General features: G+C 60.7%; 13 protein-coding genes and 1 tRNA gene. 12 read left to right on the top strand and 2 right to left on the bottom strand.

Annotated features, from left to right (window positions below):
- Positions 1-217 precede the first annotated feature (217 nt).
- Positions 218-2020 carry a tail fiber domain-containing protein gene (locus F6X24_RS03795; RefSeq protein ID WP_191906448.1) on the bottom strand — a complete coding sequence of 601 codons (1803 nt, stop codon included), beginning with the start codon at positions 2018-2020 and terminating at the stop codon, positions 218-220.
- A 120-nt stretch (positions 2021-2140) separates the two neighbouring features.
- Between F6X24_RS03795 and F6X24_RS18860 the strand changes: the two genes are divergently transcribed.
- On the top strand, positions 2141-2305 hold the full coding sequence (locus tag F6X24_RS18860; RefSeq protein WP_191906554.1) for a hypothetical protein: 165 nt from the start codon (positions 2141-2143) through the stop codon (positions 2303-2305).
- A 636-nt stretch (positions 2306-2941) separates the two neighbouring features.
- On the opposite strand, the gene F6X24_RS03790 is transcribed toward F6X24_RS18860, so the two are convergent.
- Positions 2942-3014 (bottom strand) — tRNA-Met (locus F6X24_RS03790).
- Positions 3015-3209: 195 nt separating this feature from the next.
- On the opposite strand from F6X24_RS03790, the gene F6X24_RS03785 reads away from it, so the two are divergent.
- From F6X24_RS03785 to F6X24_RS03735, 11 genes are all read left to right on the top strand, one after another.
- The gene (locus tag F6X24_RS03785; RefSeq protein ID WP_151086690.1) at positions 3210-3695 is read left to right on the top strand and encodes a hypothetical protein; all 486 of its coding nucleotides are present in this window, start codon (positions 3210-3212) and stop codon (positions 3693-3695) included.
- A 56-nt stretch (positions 3696-3751) separates the two neighbouring features.
- On the top strand, positions 3752-5005 hold the full coding sequence (locus F6X24_RS03780; protein WP_151086689.1) for a TCR/Tet family MFS transporter: 1254 nt from the start codon (positions 3752-3754) through the stop codon (positions 5003-5005).
- A 136-nt stretch (positions 5006-5141) separates the two neighbouring features.
- The gene (locus tag F6X24_RS03775) at positions 5142-5507 is read left to right on the top strand and encodes a BlaI/MecI/CopY family transcriptional regulator (protein ID WP_151086688.1); all 366 of its coding nucleotides are present in this window, start codon (positions 5142-5144) and stop codon (positions 5505-5507) included.
- 14 nt (positions 5508-5521) lie between these two features.
- Positions 5522-6835 (top strand): M56 family metallopeptidase, encoded by a 1314-nt coding sequence (locus F6X24_RS03770; RefSeq protein ID WP_191906447.1) that lies wholly within the window; start codon positions 5522-5524, stop codon positions 6833-6835.
- 590 nt (positions 6836-7425) lie between these two features.
- A complete protein-coding gene (locus F6X24_RS03765; protein ID WP_229725332.1) occupies positions 7426-10917 on the top strand; it encodes a DUF4175 family protein in 3492 nt (1163 codons plus the stop codon).
- Positions 10918-11100: 183 nt separating this feature from the next.
- A complete protein-coding gene (locus F6X24_RS03760) occupies positions 11101-11538 on the top strand; it encodes an ATP-binding protein (RefSeq protein ID WP_151086686.1) in 438 nt (145 codons plus the stop codon).
- The gene (ybeY, locus tag F6X24_RS03755) at positions 11535-12002 is read left to right on the top strand and encodes an rRNA maturation RNase YbeY (RefSeq protein WP_151086685.1); all 468 of its coding nucleotides are present in this window, start codon (positions 11535-11537) and stop codon (positions 12000-12002) included. The genes F6X24_RS03760 and ybeY overlap by 4 nt, the downstream gene beginning before the upstream one ends.
- Positions 12003-12023: 21 nt before the next feature.
- Positions 12024-12740, top strand: coding sequence for a GNAT family N-acetyltransferase (locus F6X24_RS03750; RefSeq protein ID WP_229725330.1), 717 nt, complete (start codon positions 12024-12026; stop codon positions 12738-12740).
- Between the two features lie 198 nt (positions 12741-12938).
- A complete protein-coding gene (mnmG, locus tag F6X24_RS03745; RefSeq protein ID WP_151086684.1) occupies positions 12939-14807 on the top strand; it encodes a tRNA uridine-5-carboxymethylaminomethyl(34) synthesis enzyme MnmG in 1869 nt (622 codons plus the stop codon).
- Positions 14808-14861: 54 nt separating this feature from the next.
- A complete protein-coding gene (locus tag F6X24_RS03740) occupies positions 14862-15797 on the top strand; it encodes a class I SAM-dependent methyltransferase (protein WP_151086683.1) in 936 nt (311 codons plus the stop codon).
- 82 nt (positions 15798-15879) lie between these two features.
- On the top strand, positions 15880-17553 hold the full coding sequence (locus F6X24_RS03735) for an Ig-like domain-containing domain (RefSeq protein ID WP_191906446.1): 1674 nt from the start codon (positions 15880-15882) through the stop codon (positions 17551-17553).
- The last annotated feature ends 134 nt before the right edge of the window (positions 17554-17687 follow it).

Here is a 17687-nt window from a genome sequence, read left to right as displayed (position 1 = left end):
TAGAAGCGGTGCTGCTGGACTCGACGATTAGGCGGGCGCATCAGCGAGCCAGCGGGCAGGTTAAAAAAAGCGCCTCGGTCACGAGGCCCTCGGCCGCAGCCGGGGTGGGCTGACGAGGAAGCTCCACGCCGCCGAGAATAAAATAGCCCCGGCCTGGGTAGGTCGGGGCTATTTTATATCACTTGAGAGGCGACACAGACGCTAGCCTGTGTAAGAACTAGCGCTGTACCTGGGCCGTGCCCGCTTCCAACCGCCGCAGCCGGGCCTCGAAGGTTTCTAAGGTGGCCGTGGCCTGGGCCTTGTCGGCGGCAGCTTGGGCTTTAAGAGCAGCGTTCTGCTTTTTCAGCTCCTCTATCTGGGCCTGCTGCTCCTGAATGGCCTGGGTGAGCACCGGCACTAGGGTGGAGTAGGACACGGTGTAGAACTCCCGTCGCTCGTCGGCGGGCTTTTCCACGGCCTCGGGCACCACTTGCAGCAGGTCCTGGGCCACGAAGCCCAGGGCCCGCACCGGCTTATCGTCGGGCAGAAAAGTCACCTGCCCGTCCTGGAGGCGGCGACTGGTGTGGAAGTCGTAGGACACCGGGCGCAGGGCCAGCACCGTGCGCAGGCCCTGGTCCAGCGGGGCGATGTTGGTTTTCACTCGCCGGTCCGACAGAGTCGTGTACACCCCGGTGCTGCCGTTGATAAAGGCAATGTTATTGCTGGTAGTGGGCGTGCCCGTGCCCCCCACCGAAAAGAAGCGGAAGCCGCCGCTGCCCGAGCCCCGGTAGTTGTAGAACTCACTTTCGCCCGCATTCACGTTCACCGCGTTCCAGCCCAGGCCCGTGGCGTTGACGGTGGTGGGTACCGTGCCGCCGCCCACCAGGGCAATGCCATTCACCTGCAGCTTGGCGCCGGTCACGGGCGTGGCAACGCCGATGCCCACGTTGCCGTTGGCCAGCACCCGCAACAGCGGAGCGCCCGCCACGTCCTGGGTAATTCCCTGGCTTACGTCGAGGGCGGCGGCGGTGCCAGTGGCGGCTATTTTGACGGCTAAGCCGTTCGAGTTGGCCGCCGTGCCGGCGTTGTAGAACATGCTCGCATAGCCGGCTTGGTTGGCGGCCCAGGTCAGCGAGCCGGGGTTGCCGCCGGCACCATCGCTGCCGATGATGTTAGTGGCCGTGTTGGCCAGCTGTGAGTAGGGCGTGGTGGTGTTGATACCCACCGCGCCCGCGCTGCTAATGGCAATGCCCGTGCTGCCGCCGTTGCCTACCAGGTAGTACGGGCCCAGGTTGAAGTTGCCGCCGGCTGCCGTAACGGGCGGCAGCGACTGCCACTTGCCGTAGCCGCTGCCGTCCGAGGTCAACACCTTGCCCGCCCCCTGGGTGCCATCGACGATGCGAATGGCCGAGCCGGTGTTGTTGTAGCCCGGGTTCTGGCAGATGCCCACCCAGCGCAGGGGCGTGGTGGTGCTGCCGGCCGAGAAAAAGCCTGCCCACCCGCCGCCGCGGTAAGCCGTGGCCCAGATGCCGAAGTCGTTGGCCGTGGGGGTGCCATCGGGCAGCTTGCCGTAGCCCGAGAGCATGGCGCGCGTGTACTTCGCCCCGAAGGTGCTGCGCGTGATGAGCGCGGCGCTCTGCGTGCCCACGCTGGCGTTAAGCTCGACCTGGGCGGTGGAGTCACCCAGGGAGGTGCCCACGTTGCCCAGCAGACGCTGCGAGTTCAAGTCGAGGGTTTGGGTAGCGGTGTGGTTGCCCAGGTTATCGGCCCCGAGGCGCACCCAGGTCGCGCCGTCGTAGGCGTAGAGGCCGGGGGTGTTATCGGTCTGGTAGATAACCAAGCCCGGCACCGGCGGGGCGGTGCTGCTGCTGGTGAGGGCCGTGCGCTGCGCCAGCGTCAGGCGCGGCAGCAGCAGGCCCTGGCTGGTGCTCTTGATTTCGAGTGCCGCCGAAGCGGTGGGCGTGGTGGTGCCGATACCCACGCTCTGGGCAAAAGCGTAGACGGGAGCAAGTAGTAGAGTGCTGAGTAGAAGTGTTTTCATGTTTCGTAAAGGTATGGAGCAAACGAATCTCCAAGTTACGCCGCTTTCTGCACAGCCTGCCGGGCTTCTCCCTCTTTTACCCATTTCTGGCTCCGTGGGTACACCCGCTACCCTTGCGGCATGGTTCCACTAAACCCCTGTTCCGTCATGGCCAGCAACAAAACCACATCCGCCAAAATGGCTAGCCTCGCCAGCCGAGTGCTCAACGACCCCGACTCCTCAGGTATCGCCCGGCGGCTAGCCGCTACGGCGCTGGCACAGGCGAAACCCAAGAAGCGTGGGTAATGAAAAAGCCCCGCTGGCGAGTGCTGGCAGGACTTTCTATTTAGTTTGCCATCTGTTCAGCGTAGATAGCTAGGCACTTGCTACACTTTACCAGTTCGACTATTGGCCAGCACTGTACATCTTCTGAACTGCCATCTGGCACTCTTATGATAACTGTATGCACCGTATGTGCCTCGCAACGCACAGGGTTGTCATTAGGTCCGTAGTAGTAGGTACTGCAGTAAGAGTATCGTCCGGTCGCGTCGTAAAGATGCGGGTCGCAGCATATTGGAGAATATTTGGTAATTGGGGGCAGTTTTTGCATAGGACTGTTTAGACTACAAAGCGAAACCGTATCGCTCTCCAAGTCAGGAACAGCTCTGCCAGCAAACTGTAAAAACTACTCTCTCAGTTGCTTTGCTAAGCATGACTAGTAAGCCACAAAAAAGGGCCGCCCGTCTTTCGACATAGCGGCCCTTACCGTAGGTTGAGCTGGCAACTACAAACCTTTCGGCTGGGCCAAAGGTACGCGGCGCCTACGTTCAAGCTGAGTTTGCTAACTGTCCTGCGCAGAAAGCCAGTCGTCACATTTTGTCCTAAAAACTGTCCTATGGATAAAAGAAAAGGCCGTTTCTGAATCAGAAACGGCCTTTTTAGTAGCGGGGACTGGACTCGAACCAGTGACCTTTGGGTTATGAGCCCAACGAGCTACCAACTGCTCCACCCCGCAATGTTTGAGAGTACAAAGGTAGCTAAAAAATGTGCCCCCGCAAGCAGCCGCTGGGTAAAAGACCCGGATTTGGGCTGGACTACCTGACAATCAGGTTTAAATTTTTTAGCGGGTTGCTCACTAAATCATTGTTCGTGCCGTCAGAAACCAGCGTCCGCGCGGGCCGGCCATCTACCTTTTGCCCAGTGCCGGGTTATGGCACCGCTTAGCCGCAACGGGGCGGGCGGGTATCTTTGCCCGGCCCGCCGGGCTGCTTTTATGGACCCTACTCACCTCGACGATTTTCTGGCTATCAGCTACCGGGCCGACCTCGACGTGCTGGTGGCGCGCTGGCTGCGTCCCATCGAGCTGGCCGAGATGGCGCGCGGCTACGAGGCCCTGCTCGACGCGGCGGCCTCGGGCCGCCACCGCCGCTGGCTGCTCGACGTGCGCCGCCGCCTCAACACCCATCAGATTGGCGCACAGTGGATGGTGAGCACGCTGCTGCCGCAGCTGGGGCCGCGTCTGGGCGGCCATACCCGCCTGGCGTACCTGCTGGCCCCGCTGTACCTGCGCGATACGGCAGCCGACGCGGCGTTTCCGCCCCCCACTTACTTCGCCGATAAGCCCTTCGTGGCCGACCGCTTCGTGGATGAGCAGCTGGCCATCGACTGGCTGCTGGCGCCCGACCCGCGGGCGTGAGCGGCCGACCGGCCCGGCCGTTTCTTATTTCTGCTTTCTCCTTACTTACGCAGTATATGTCGCCCAAACGCCCGGCCGCGCTGGCCTTCATCTTCGTCACTATTCTCATTGACGTTATCGGGCTGGGGGTTATTATCCCGGTGTTGCCCACGCTTATTGAGCAGCTCACGGGCGAAGGCGTGAGCCGCGCTTCGCAGTACGCCGGCTGGCTGTCGTTTGCCTACGCGGCAGCACAGTTTGCCTTTGCGCCGGTGATTGGCGGGCTGTCCGACCGCTTTGGGCGGCGGCCGGTGCTGCTGGCTTCGCTGCTGGGCCTGGGCTGCGACTACATCTTTCTGGCGCTGGCCCCGAGCATCGGCTGGCTGTTTGTGGGGCGCACTATTGCCGGCATCACCGGCGCCAGCTTTACCACGGCCACCGCCTACATTGCCGACGTGAGCACCCCCGAGAAGCGCGCCCAGAACTTTGGGCTGGTGGGCGCGGCGTTTGGCCTGGGCTTTATTATCGGGCCGGTACTGGGTGGGCTGTTTGCGCATTTCGGGCCTCGCGTGCCCTTTGTGGTAGCGGCCGGGCTAAGCTTATGCAACTTCCTCTACGGCCTGTTTCTGGTGCCCGAGTCGCTGCCCCTGGAGCGCCGCCGGCCTTTTGAGTGGGCGCGGGCCAACGCCGTAGCTTCGCTGATACGCCTGGGCAAATATCCCAAAATATTAGGCTTGGTAGTGGCCCTGGTGCTCCTGTATCTGGCTGGCTCGGCCACGCAGTCGGTCTGGACTTTCTACACCATCCTTAAGTTTCATTGGAATGAGCGGCTTATCGGCTACTCGCTCGGCGCGGTGGGCCTGGGTGCCCTCGTTGTGCAAGGCGGCCTGGTGCGGGTGCTGATGCCCCGGCTGGGCCCGGCGCGGGCAATCGTCATCGGCCTTGTTTTTTATATTATAGGTTTTTTACTATATTCGCTCGCCTCCCGGGATTGGATGATGTTTGCTATCACGGGCATCTACTGCCTGGGCGGACTGGCCGGGCCGGCTTTGCAGGGCAGCATTTCGGGGCAGGTGCCGCCCAATGAGCAGGGTGAGCTGCAAGGCGCGCTCACCTCGCTCGTCAGCGCCACCGGCGTAGTGGGGCCGCTGTTTATGACGAGCTTGTTTGCCTGGTTTACGCGGCCCCGGGCGCCGCTCTATTTTCCGGGGATGCCGTTTCTGGTAGGAGCGGGGCTCTCGGTGGTGGCGCTGCTGGTGGCGGCCGGGCCCCTGCGGCGGCTGCCGCCGGCTATCGCCGCCCCGGCTGCTCCTGAGGGTAGTGGTCATTGAAAAATATTTTTTTATAAAAAAAGCCCTTGCTGGTTGCTGCGAGGGCTTTTTTATGCGCAACTGCTAAAAATAGTCCGGGAAAATAGTTTCTTATTACGAATTATTCGTAGCATTACGAAAAATTCGTAATAAGCTTATGGAACGACTCACCCAACCCGAAGAAGACGCGCTGCGGGCGCTCTGGCACACCGGCCCGGCCTTTGTAAAAGAAGTGCTGGAGCAGCTGCCCGCGCCGCGCCCCCCTTACACCACCCTGGCTTCTACGCTACGCAACCTGGAGCGCAAGCTGTATATAGGTGCCGAAAAGCTCGGGAATTCCTTTCGCTACTCAGCCCTGGTAAGTGCCGAGGACTACCAGCGCCGCTCGCTGGGCGCGCTGGTACGCGAGCACTTCCGCGACTCATACAAGGAGCTGGTTTCCTTTTTTGCAAAGGAGGAAAAGGTCAGCGCCGCCGATTTGCAGGAGATTATCCGCCTTATCGAACAGCAAAAGCCCGAGTAGTGATGGCCAGTCTGATGCTTTATCTGCTGAAAGCCAACGTGGTGCTGGCGCTGTTTGCGGCGGCCTACTATGGGCTGCTGCGCCGGCTCACCTTTTTTGGGCTGAACCGCGCCTATCTACTGCTGGCGCTCTTGTTTGCGGCTGCCTACCCGGCTTTGCCGATGCCTGCGCTGCTGCCGGCCGGGGCCGTGCAGCCGCTGGCCGGGCCCATTAGCCCTGACGCTATAGTGGTGGCAAGCAGCCTGCCAGCAAGCGCTGGCATTGGCTGGCTTAACATAGTATTTTATGCATATTTAGCCGGAGCAGGTTTTCTTTTGCTGCGGCTGCTGGGGCAGCTGCTAAGCCTGGCGCTGGTAGCCGCACGCAGCCGGCCAGGTAGGGTAGTGGGCCAGCCCGTACGAATACTGGCCGGCGCGGCGGGCCCGTTTTCTTTCGGCAGCACCATCTACCTGAGCGAGGCAGCGCTGGCTGATACGGCCGGCCTCCCCGCAGCCCTGCACCACGAGCAAGCCCATGTGCGCCAGTGGCATACAGCCGACGTACTGCTGACGCAGCTTTTTACCGCCCTGGCCTGGCCCAACCCGGCCGCCTGGCTGCTGCGCCGCGCCGTGCTCGACAACCTCGAATACCTGGCCGACCGCGCCGCCCTGCAAACCGGCCTCGACCGCCGCGCCTACCAGTACTGCCTGCTGCGCCAGCAGGCGGGCGGCGTACCGGCCCCGGCGCTGGCTTTTCACTTTTCCTTTCTCACCCTCAAAAACCGGATTACCATGCTGAATCAACCTGCTTCTACTACCCGCCAGCTGGGCCGCTACCTGCTGGCCGCGCCCCTCGTGATGGCGCTGGCGCTGGGCTACACCGGGGCACGGGCCCAGGTAGCGCCTACCCCAGTGCCGGCCCAGAAGCCGATGACCAAAAATGTGACGTATTACCTTGATGGTAAGCTAACAACTCAAGCAGAATTTAACAAAATAAATCCTGACGACATTCAAAGCATGGATGTAATAAAGAATGCAGCACAGCGTAAAGCGTTGGGTTTAAGCAATTCTTCTTCGGATGGCATAGTATCAGTCATAACGAAGGCCAATGTCAACTCACCCGACGTGGCAGCTTTCAACAAGCGCGTGCCGCTGATACCCGCAACTACTGCCCAAAACGCCAGCGTTGCGGCAGTAACCGCTTACGTCATCAAAAACTATCCCAATGCCAGGTTGGAAACCGTTTCAATTGTTAATGGGGAAGCCGACCGTTACAAAGCTATTTTCATAGAGAACAGCCAACGAATGCAGCTGCTATTTGATGGCAAAGGCCAACCTGTGAAGCAGTAGCGCCAGCAGCGCAAACCAACTTAAACGCTCACCGGGCTGCTACCTTCGTAGCAGCCCTTTTTCCTATGGATTACTCGTCGCCCACCGAATTGCTGCACCTGTCGTATCGGGAGGACTTAAAAATTCTTATTGGTCGCTGGGGCTACCAGCCCGCCCCAGCCGCGCCCCCCTCCCAGTACGAGCGCCTGACGGCGGCAGCGCTGGCGCATAGTGCCCGGCACTGGCTGCAAGATATCCGGCGGCGGTCGCTCAACGACCCGCTGATTACGCAGTGGCTTCTCACGGAGTATCTTCCCCGCTACGGCGCACCGTTTGGATGGTCGCCTTTGCGTAGCCTAGCTGGTGGGCCCGGACCTGCATGCGCTTATGATGGCCCAGTTGGGCTTCACATCGGTCGAATCGTATACGGGCCGGCCTTTTGCAGTAGCTTTCTTTGGTGAGGAAGGAGCCGCCGACTGGTTGCAGTCGCCGTAGAGCAGTAGGGTCGCCTTGCTCGCCTGGTTTGGGCCGGCGAACCAAGTAGCACGCCCGGCTCGTTACCCGGCCAGCCGTAACTTGGCTGAACTCGCCCAAAAACGAGGCTATTTTCTATGACAATGGTAGCGGACCGGCCGGCTGCGGCAGCCGGGGTTTCCCCAAACGACTTTCCGGCCCTCGCCCAAGTGCGGGCCGAGCTGGAGGCCTACAAGCGCAAGTTTTACCTGAGCCTGCTGGTGCACGGCAGCCTGGTAGCGGCGGCTTTGCTGCTGAGCCTGTTTGTGGTGTTCAACACCCTGGAGTACTTTCTGTACCTGCCCACGGTGGTGCGGGCGGGGCTGCTGTTCGGCTTTCTGGCGCTGGCCGTGTATGCCATTGGCCGCTGGCTGTGGCAGCCGCTGGCCGCGCTGGCCAACCTGCGCCGCCTACTCGACGACGAGCAGGCCGCCCGACAGGTAGGAAAGCTGTTTCCGCAGGTGCAGGACCGCCTGCTGAACGCGCTCCAGCTGCAAGGTCAGGCGAGGGGCAACGAGCTGCTGCTCGCCAGCCTCGAACAGCGCGCCGCGCAGCTGCAGGGCGTGTCGTTTGCGCAGGGCATTGATATTCAGCAGCAAAGCCGGCCGCTGTGGAAGTATGTGCTGCCGCCGCTGGCCGTGCTGCTGCTGGCCCTGGCGTTTTTCCCGAGCTTTATTACGCAGCCGGCCAGCCGCATCTGGCACTACAAGCGCCAGTACTCGCGGCCCGCGCCGTTCGATTTTATCCTGAAAAACAAGGAGTTGAAGGTGTTCAAAGGCGAAAGCTTCACCCTCAACGTTGCCGTGGCCGGCCGGGCGCTGCCCGCCGCGCTTACCCTGTTGGTGGCCGATGGCAGCGAGCGGCCCCTGACCAGGGTGCCCGGCCACGCCGATGAGTTTCGCTACACCTTCGAGCAGCCGAGCCAGGACGTGACGTTTCAGCTCAGCGGGGCCGGGTTTGTGTCGGATGAGTACCACTTGGTGGTGCTGGAACGGCCCGACTTACGCGATTTTACGGTGCATGTAACCTATCCGGCTTATACCGGCCGCGCCGCCGAAACCATTCGTAACGGCGGCAACCTGACCGTGCCCGAGGGCAGCGAGCTGCGCTGGGAGTTCAGTACGGCGGCCACCGAGGCCCTGACCCTGCGCTTCGACAATCCGACAGAGCTGCTACCGGCTACCCGGCAGGCCGACAGCTTTGTGGCCGAGCGCCGGGCCCGGCGCTCGCAGCCCTACCTGGTGCAGCTGCGCAACGCGGCCAGCGCCAATGCCAACCCCATCAGCTACCAGCTCACGGTGGTGCCCGACGCGCCGCCCAGCCTCACAGTGGAGGCCTTTTCGGATACGACTTCGCTGCGCTACCTGGCCCTGGGGGGCACGGCCACCGACGACTATGGCCTGACCGCGCTGCGCCTGCACTACAGCGTGTACCGGGGCAAGAGCAAAGTGCCGCAGGCTACCAGCCAGAAACCTTTGGCGCTACCTAGCGCGGCGGGTGGAACGTACTCGTACACCTGGAACCTGGCCCCGCTGGCTATGCAGCCCGGCGACCGACTCGAATACTTTGTAGAAGCCACTGATAACGACGGCATTAACGGACCCAAAAGCACGCGCTCGCGGCCCCTGGAGTTTCGCCTGCCCAGCCGGCGCGAGCTGGATAAGCAACTGGCTTCGCAGGCCAACTCGGTAGCCAGCCAGCTGAGCTCGGCGGCCAAGCAAAGCAAGCAGCTGGAGCGCGAGCTGGCCCAAAGCCAGGACAAGCTCAAAACCAAGCGGGATATGAGCTTTCAGGACCGCAAGCAGCTCGAAGATATGCTCGACCAGAAGCAGCATCTCGACCAGCAGGTGCAGCAGATGCAGAAGCAGTTTGAGCAGCTGCAAAAGCAGCAGGACCAGCTCGACCCCAAAAGCGAGGAGCTGGCCAAGAAGGCGGAGGAGCTGAAAAAGCTCATGAACGACCTGCTCGACCCCGAAACCAAAAAGCTTTACGACAAGCTGCAGAAGCTGCTCGACCAGCAGAAGCAGCCCGATGCCGAGATGCAAAAGCTGCTGCAACAGCTCGAAAACAAGGAAAATACCCTGCAAAAAGAGTTGGACCGCGCCCTCGAGATGTTTAAGCAGATGCAGTTTGAGCAGAAAGCCGAGCAAACGGCCGACCGCCTCGAACAGCTGGCCAAAGAGCAGGAAAAGCTGGCCGAGAGAACCGCTCAGAACGACAAGAGCAACCCCGAAAACCAAAAAAGCGCCGAGCAGCAAAAAGCTGATAACCAGCAATTGCAAAAGGAGCAGGCCGAAAAGCGACAGGAGTTTGAGGAGCTTAAAAAAGACCTCGCTGACCTCAAGCAGCAGGACAAGGAAATGGGAGACCAGAATGAGCTGGACGAGCAGAAGCCCGAGCAGCAGCAAACCGACCAGGACATGCAGGACGGCGAGCAGCAACTGGGCAAAAACCAGAACCAGAAAGCCAGTCAGAGCCAGAAATCGGCGGCCCAGCGGATGCAGAAAATGGCCAAGAAGATGAAGGACCAGATGAGCGACGATGAGCAGCAGAAAAAGCAGCAGAACATCGACGACCTGCGCGATATTCTGGATAACCTCGTTACGCTCAGCTTCGACCAGGAAAAACTGATGAAGGATTTTCGGGCTGTGGACCAGACCGACCCGCGCTTTGTGCAGCTCGGCCAGACGCAGCGCAAGCTGCGCGACGATGCCCAGATTATTCAGGATTCGCTATATGCCCTGGCCAAGCGGGAAACCCGCATTCAGAGCTTTGTGACCCGTGAGGTAGGCGAGATGAACGGCCGCATGGATGAGTCGTTTACCCATATCAAGCAGCGCGACGTGGCCCGCGCCACTGCCACCCAGCAGCAGGCCATGACCAGCATCAACAACCTGGCGCTCATGCTCTCCGATGCCCTGAAGCAGATGCAGCAGGACATGCAGCAGATGCAGGGCAAGGGCCAGCCCCAGAGCGGCAGCGGCAAGGGCAAGAAAAAAGGCAAAGGCGGCTCGCCCGGCCCCGGCAGCCTCGGCAAAATGCAGCAGCAGCTCAACGAGCAGATTCAGCAGCTGCAGCAGAGCGGCAAAACCGGCCGCGCCCTCTCGCAGGAGCTGGCCCGCCTGGCCGGCCAGCAGCAGCTGCTGCGGCAGGCAATGCAGCAACTCGGCAATATGCCGGGCGGCGATAAGCCCGGCGGCAAAGAAGGCGGCAAAGATGGTAAAAACGGCCTCAACGGCCCCGACAAAACCGGCCAGGGCGGGGCCGGCAACGCCGCCGAAATGAAGAAGCTGATGGAACAGACCGAGACCGACCTGGTCAATAAGCGCCTCACCGAAGAAACCATCCAGCGCCAGCGCCAGATACTGACGCGCCTGCTCGAAGCCGAGAAGTCGGCCCGCGAGCGCGACCAGGATACCAAGCGGGAGGCCCAGGCTGCCCAAAATCATCCACCGGTTTTCCCGCCGGCCTTTGAAAAATATAAAGCGGCCGCTCCCAGCCAGCAAACAGAAATACTGCGTCGACAGCAACCTACGCTAACGCCTTACTATCAGCAGAAAGTAAGCGAGTATTTCCAAAAGAGCAAGTAACTTTTTTGCAACCCGCCTGCCCTCGTTACGTAGAGGCCGGTTACTGTCTTCAAACTTCGGATTGGGTTGTGCCAAGTGGCCGAAAACCACCCTGCTACGGCCTCGTCTGTTTTTTGGCTATCGTTTTCTACTTTTGCCCTTCTTTTTTGCCGCGTCGCTCTCTTTATACTTTCGAAACCCCTTATGAAGCAGGTTAAAATTCAGATTCCATCGCTCGTGGAAAATATCCGCGTCGTGGAGAGCTTCATTGATAACTCTAAAGACACGTTCCAGATTGAGGACGATATCTATGGCAATATCATGGTGGCCGTTACGGAAGCTGTGAATAACGCTATCCGGCACGGCAATAAGTTTGACAAGGACAAGAACGTGTACCTGTCGCTGTATGTGAACCCCGACCAGCTTAAGTTTGAGATTGAAGACGAAGGCACCGGGTTTGACTACAACAACCTCGACGACCCGACGGCACCCGATAACCTTGAAAACCCGGGCGGCCGCGGCATCTTCCTCATCCGCCACCTGGCCGATGAAGTGGAGTTCAGCAAAGAAGGCCGCCGCCTTGAGCTGACTTTCGCCCTGCACGCTGGCACTAACGGTACTTCTGAGCAAGCCGCGGCATGAGCCTAGCCTCCGTCGCCGGCGTGCGCTACTTTGAGGCCCCCGGCATTGAGTTTGTCGTCGAAGACGTGCCCGAGTTTGGCCTGCGCGATGCCGAGGACCTCGTGGCCTGGATTGAACGCATCGCGGCGGTGCATGAGTACCGTATTGCCCAGCTCACGTTCATCTTCTGCTCCGATGAGTACCTGCACAAGCTGAACATGGAATACCTTAACCATGACACGCTTACTGACATTATCACCTTTGATAATGCCGACGACGCGGAAGTACTGGAGGGCGATATCTTCATTAGCGTGGAGCGCGTAGCCGACAATGCTAAAGACCTGAACCTCAGCTTTCGTGATGAGCTGCACCGCGTCATGATTCACGGCGTGCTGCACCTGCTGGGCTACCACGACAAAGACCTGCTGAGCCAGACTGCCATGCGCCGCAAGGAGGATTACTGCTTGTCGCTGCGCACATTTTAGGGCGCGGAGCGTTTTGCTGGCATGAGTGTCGCGCTATCCCGCCTGCCCGGCGATTTCCTGGATTATTACCTGGGGCAGGGCTATTACCGCATGGGGCAAAACCTGTTCACGTGCGAATTTTTACCGCTCGAAACCGGCCTGTATACGACCCATTGGCTGCGCCTGGTAGTGAGCCGCGTAACTTATGGCCCCAAGCAGCGCCGCTTATTTCGGCTCAACGAGCGGTTTAGCGTTGCCAGCCGGCCGTTTCGGCTCACGCCCGAATACGAGGCGCTGTACGCCCGCTATCACCAGTCGATTGACTTTGAAGCCAATCCTTCGCTGGCCGACCTGCTACTCGAGGGTGGCGCGCACAACGTATTCGATACGAGCATTATGGAAGTGCGCGACGGCGAGCAGCTGATTGCCGCCGGCGTTTTTGACCGCGGTACCGACAGCATCGCGGGCATCGTCAATTTTTATGACCCGGCTTACCACCGGCACAGCCTGGGCAAATACCTGATGCTGCTCAAGCTGGAGCACGCCCGCCGGCAGCAGCTGGCCTACTATTATCCGGGCTACCTGGTGCACGGCTACCCCAAGTTCGATTATAAGCTATTTGCCTGCGCGGCCGCTACGGAGGTTTTCAATGCCCGCACGCACCAGTGGCGGCCTTTCAGCTGGGAGGAAGTAAACCGGCAGGCCGCGGCGCTGCTGGCCGAGCGCCAGGAGCGCGACCAGGCCAGGGAATATAATTAATATTTTTATATATTAATTTTTACTTGTAGAATAGAATACCGCTCCCTTTGGCATTGAACGAGTTGCTCGCTCACCCAGAAAAGCGCCACTCCGTTTTACAGCAACCGGCAGCTAGCCATTTTATAACGAACTTTGTAGCCTGTTTTTGTTGTCCTGAGGAGCAATTGTTCTATCAGGCAATTTTTAGCGCTAGCTCCTATGTTCTCCGATACTGAATACGACCTCATTGTGGTGGGCGCGGGCCACGCGGGCTGCGAAGCAGCCGCCGCGGCTGCCAACCTCGGCTCGCAGGTGCTGCTGGTAACGATGAACCTGAACACCATCGCCCAGATGTCGTGCAACCCTGCCATGGGCGGTGTGGCCAAAGGCCAGATAGTGCGCGAGATAGACGCCCTGGGTGGCCAGTCGGGTATCATTACCGACCGCACCATGATTCAGTTTCGGATGCTGAACCGCTCGAAAGGCCCCGCCATGTGGAGCCCGCGCGCCCAAAGCGACCGCATGCGCTTTGCCGAAGCGTGGCGCCTGACGCTGGAGCAGATTCCGAACGTCGATTTCTGGCAGGAAGCCGTGACTGGGCTTATTGTGGAGAACGACGTCTGCGTGGGCATTCGCACCGCACTGGGCATTGAGTTTCGGAGCAAAACGGTGGTGCTTACCAACGGCACCTTTCTTAATGGCCTGATTCACATTGGCGAAAAGAACTTCGGGGGTGGCCGCGCCGCTGAGAAAAACAGCCGGGGCATCACCGAGCAGCTTGTGGAGCTGGGCTTTGAGGCCGGGCGCATGAAAACCGGCACGCCGCCCCGCGTCGATGGCCGCTCGCTCGACTACTCGAAGATGGAAGTGCAGGACGGCGACGCCAACCCCAGTCGCTTTTCGTACCTCGACACGCCGCCGCTCACGGGCCAGCGCCCGTGCTATATCACGTATACTAACGAGCGGGTGCATGACATTCTGCGCGAAGGGTTTGAGAAGTCGCCCATGTTTCAGGGGCGCATCAAGGGCCTGGGGCCGCGCTACTGCCCGAGCGTGGAAGACAAAATCAACCGCTTTGCCGACAAGGACCGGCACCAGATTTTTGTGGAGCCCGAAGGCTGGAGCACCGTCGAATGCTACGTGAACGGCTTCAGCAGCTCGCTGCCCGAAGATGTGCAGTACCGGGCCCTGCGCGAAATTGCGGGCTTCGAGAAGGCCAAGATGTTTCGGCCGGGCTACGCGATTGAGTACGACTTCTTTCCGCCCACGCAGCTCACCAGCACCCTCGAAACCAAGCCCGTGCGCAACCTCTGGCTGGCCGGCCAAATCAATGGCACTACCGGCTACGAGGAAGCGGCCTGCCAGGGCCTGATGGCGGGCATCAACGCCCACCAGCGTGCCCACGACAAGCCGGCCTTTACGCTGCGGCGCGACGAGGCCTACATTGGGGTGCTCATCGACGACCTTATCAACAAAGGCACCGACGAGCCTTACCGCATGTTTACAAGCCGCGCCGAGCACCGCATCCTTTTGCGCCAGGATAATGCCGACCTGCGCCTGACGCCGCTGGGCCACGCCCTGGGCCTGGCCAGCGACGAGCGCCTGGCGCGCGTGCGCCAGAAAGAAGCTGACACGGCCGCCGTGCTGGACGTACTGCAGGGCTTCGGCATTGAGCCGGCCGCCATCAACGGGTTTTTAGCCGAGCACGGCTCGGCCGAGATTCACGAAAAAACCCGGGCTCTCAATTTGTTGCGCCGGCCTACTATTGAGCTTCCGGCTTTGGCAGCCGCTTTGCCCGCGCTGGCCGAAAAGCTGGCGGCCTTCAGCGTCGAAGCGCAGGAGCAGGCTATCATCCAAACCAAGTACGAGACGTATTTGCAGAAGGAGCAGCAGCAGGCCCAGCGTATGCGCGAGCTGGAAAACTTCGTGATTCAGGGCCGGCTCAACTACGGGGCTATGCCCGCGCTCAGCCACGAGGCCCGCGAGAAACTACTTAAGATTCAGCCCGAAACGTTGGGGCAGGCTTCGCGCATCAGCGGCGTGAGCCCGGCCGACGTCTCGGTGTTGATGGTCTATCTGGGCCGGTAGGCTTCGCAATCGTCCAAATACTGCGAACTTTGCCGCGCTACTTTTTTCGTTATTGTGCCGTTAGAATCTCTCAATACCAGCGAGTTATTAGGTAAATGCCCGGTATGCTCCAGCCCCGATTTGCAGGCCCGGCTTCAGGTCCAGGACAAATCGGTGAGCCAGGAAACGTTTACCATTCAGCAATGCGGTGGCTGCGGCCTGCAGTTTACCAACCCCCGCCCCACGGCCGCGCACATTGGGCGCTACTATGAGTCAGATGCGTACGTTTCGCACAACAGCAAAGCGCAGGGTATAGTAAACCGGGTATATAAGGCGGCTCGCTTTTTCACGGTTCGCCGCAAGGTGGCGCTTATCACGAAGCTCAATGGCGGGCAGGTGGGCCGGCTGCTCGACTACGGCTGCGGTACGGGGCATTTTCTGGCCCGGGCCAAAAGCGCCGGCTGGCAGGTAACGGGTATCGAACCCAACCCGCGGGCGCGGCTGGATGCCGCTTCCCGCGTGGGCCAGCCTATTCTGGATGCTTCGGCGCTCGCCACCTTACCCGCCGCCAGTTTCGAGGTGATAACGCTGTGGCACGTGCTGGAGCACGTGCATCTGCTCAACGAAACCCTTCGCCAGCTATTGGCGGCCCTGAAGCCGGGGGGCCGGCTGCTGGTGGCCGTGCCCAATCCCGAAAGCCTGGATGCGCAGCACTATCGCCAGGACTGGGCTGCGTACGATGTGCCGCGCCACCTCTACCATTTTGTGCCGGCTACTATGCAGGCGCTGCTGAGCCGGCACGGGCTGCGCATCAGCCAGACCGTGCCGCTTTCCCTGGATGCGTATTATGTAAGTATGCTAAGCGAGCGCAACCTGCCGGCCGAGCGGGGCGGGGGGCCGCTGGCCGTGCTCAAAGCGGGGTATCGGTCTAACCAGTACGCGGCCCAGCACGGCGGGCAATATTCGAGCTTGCTCTACGTAGCCGAGCGGACTCTGCCCGCCGCCAGCTAGCCGGCTCACCGGAAGCGGCCTATTTTTACCGAGTTTTTCCGCCGCTATATTGCCGATGAGTTTTCGCGCTGCTTTTTATTTTTTGTTGATTAGTAAATCAAAAGCACGGGCCGGCCGGCGGAGCCGGGGAGCCGAAGCACTACTGGCGCTGACCCTGCTGCTGGGCCTGGGCAGCTGCGCGGCCATCAGCTCGCCGCAGGGCGGCCCGCGCGATAAAACGCCGCCGCGGCTCATTGCCACCTCGCCCGACAGCGCCGCCCGCAACGTGAAGCAACAGTTTATCCGCCTCACGTTTTCGGAGCCGATTCAGGTAAAGGACTTGACTAAGAATCTGCTTATTACGCCCCAGCTGCGGCCCGACAACTCGTACTCGGTGCGTACCGACCGCGACGCCGTATCGCTGCTGTTCAAAAAACCGCTGGAAGCCAATACTACGTATTCGTTTAACTTCCGCAAGGCCATCTCGGATGCGACGGAAAGCCAGCCCGCCAAATACCAGGCCCTGAGCTTCAGCACCGGCGCCACCCTCGATTCGGGCGCGGTGCGCGGTAGTGTATCGGACCTGCTTACGGGCCGCCCGGCCAACGACGTAGTGGTGGGTCTCTATCGCACCAGCGATACCGTGACCGTGCGCCGCGGCCAGCCCTACTACCTTACCCGCACCGACGATAAAGGGCAGTTTCAGCTCCGTTTTATTCGCGTAGCGCCCTACCGGGTATATGCCTGGACGGATAAAAACAATAATAACCGCTTCGACGACGGCGAGAAAATCGCCTACCTGCCCGCGCCGCTCCTGGTAAGCGATACCACCGCACCCCGCGTGCTGAAGCTGGTGCGGCCCGACCGCCTGCCGCCCCGGCGAACGGGTATCGAATCGACTGCCACGCAGGTGCGCATACAGTTCAACGAAGGCCTGCGCACGGCTACCCTGGCGCCGCTGGTCCCGGCAGATGCGGCGGCCACGGCCGCCGTACAGGCCGCTACCCAGCTGGCCGACTTCGGGCATACCCTGGTTATATATAAAACTCCTGCTATTAGCGATGGGCGCTACCTGCTGGCTACTGCCGACAGCGTGGGCAACGAGCACCGCGATACCCTGAACATTCGCTTTCCGGTGCCGACGGCGACTGGCAAAAAGCAGGCCGTGGCCGGCACTACGCTGGCCGGCAACCCGCGCACGGTGTACCGGCAGGGCCAGCTGAGATTCCGCTTTCCGGTGCCGGTGCAGCTGGTGGCTGGTAAAGCCCCCGGCACGCTCACCGAAGACTCGGTTAAAAGCCACCCGTTGCGCGTGCCCGCCGAGGCCACGCTCAGCCCGAACCGCACCGAGCTGGTGGTTAATATAGATACCAAAGCACTGAAGTACATAGAAATTCGACTGGATACTACGGCTATTCTGGCCATCACCGGGCAGTCGCTGGGCCTGAAGCGGGCGGTGCGTCTGCCGGTAGTAGAGCAGGACCCCAGCGGGGTAATTACCGGCCCCATCCAAACCAGCGTGAAGTCGTTTGACTTGCAGCTGCTCGATGAGAAGTTTTTGCTGGTGGCGCAGCTGCACAACCCGCGCGGCACGTACCGCTTCGACCACCTGGCTCCCGGCAAGTACCGCCTGCGCGTGCTCATCGACCAGGATGGCGACGGCCACTGGCGGGGCGGCGACCCCAAGCTGCTCCTGCCGGCCGAGCCGGTGTTTCTCTACCCCAAACTGCTGGAAGTACGCGCCGGCTGGGAAGCCGAAGAAAAGCTGAGCTTTTAAACAGCGGCTTGCGCCTGGCTGCCCAGCCGCCAACCAGCACTGGCTGGGCCTAAACGGTCTCAATCCACGGGTTGAGACCGTTTTTAGTTGGTAGCGGTGGATAACTAAGCTGCGTTTGCAGTTACTGAGGCTGG

Source organism: Hymenobacter baengnokdamensis (genome assembly GCF_008728635.1).
Taxonomy (GTDB): domain Bacteria; phylum Bacteroidota; class Bacteroidia; order Cytophagales; family Hymenobacteraceae; genus Hymenobacter; species Hymenobacter baengnokdamensis.
This window is presented reverse-complemented; position numbering and strand designations above follow the sequence as displayed.

Bases quoted from the DNA above. Each gene is read 5' to 3' on its own strand.
- F6X24_RS03780 (WP_151086689.1), top strand. From the start codon at position 3,752: ATGTCGCCCAAACGCCCGGCCGCGCTGGCCTTCATCTTCGTCACTATT.
- F6X24_RS03775 (WP_151086688.1), top strand. From the start codon at position 5,142: ATGGAACGACTCACCCAACCCGAAGAAGACGCGCTGCGGGCGCTCTGG.
- F6X24_RS03785 (WP_151086690.1), top strand. From the start codon at position 3,210: ATGGCACCGCTTAGCCGCAACGGGGCGGGCGGGTATCTTTGCCCGGCC.
- F6X24_RS03770 (WP_191906447.1), top strand. From the start codon at position 5,522: ATGCTTTATCTGCTGAAAGCCAACGTGGTGCTGGCGCTGTTTGCGGCG.
- F6X24_RS18860 (WP_191906554.1), top strand. From the start codon at position 2,141: ATGGTTCCACTAAACCCCTGTTCCGTCATGGCCAGCAACAAAACCACA.
- F6X24_RS03750 (WP_229725330.1), top strand. From the start codon at position 12,024: ATGAGTGTCGCGCTATCCCGCCTGCCCGGCGATTTCCTGGATTATTAC.
- ybeY (WP_151086685.1), top strand. From the start codon at position 11,535: ATGAGCCTAGCCTCCGTCGCCGGCGTGCGCTACTTTGAGGCCCCCGGC.
- F6X24_RS03765 (WP_229725332.1), top strand. From the start codon at position 7,426: ATGACAATGGTAGCGGACCGGCCGGCTGCGGCAGCCGGGGTTTCCCCA.
- mnmG (WP_151086684.1), top strand. From the start codon at position 12,939: ATGTTCTCCGATACTGAATACGACCTCATTGTGGTGGGCGCGGGCCAC.
- F6X24_RS03760 (WP_151086686.1), top strand. From the start codon at position 11,101: ATGAAGCAGGTTAAAATTCAGATTCCATCGCTCGTGGAAAATATCCGC.
- F6X24_RS03795 (WP_191906448.1), bottom strand. From the start codon at position 2,020: ATGAAAACACTTCTACTCAGCACTCTACTACTTGCTCCCGTCTACGCT.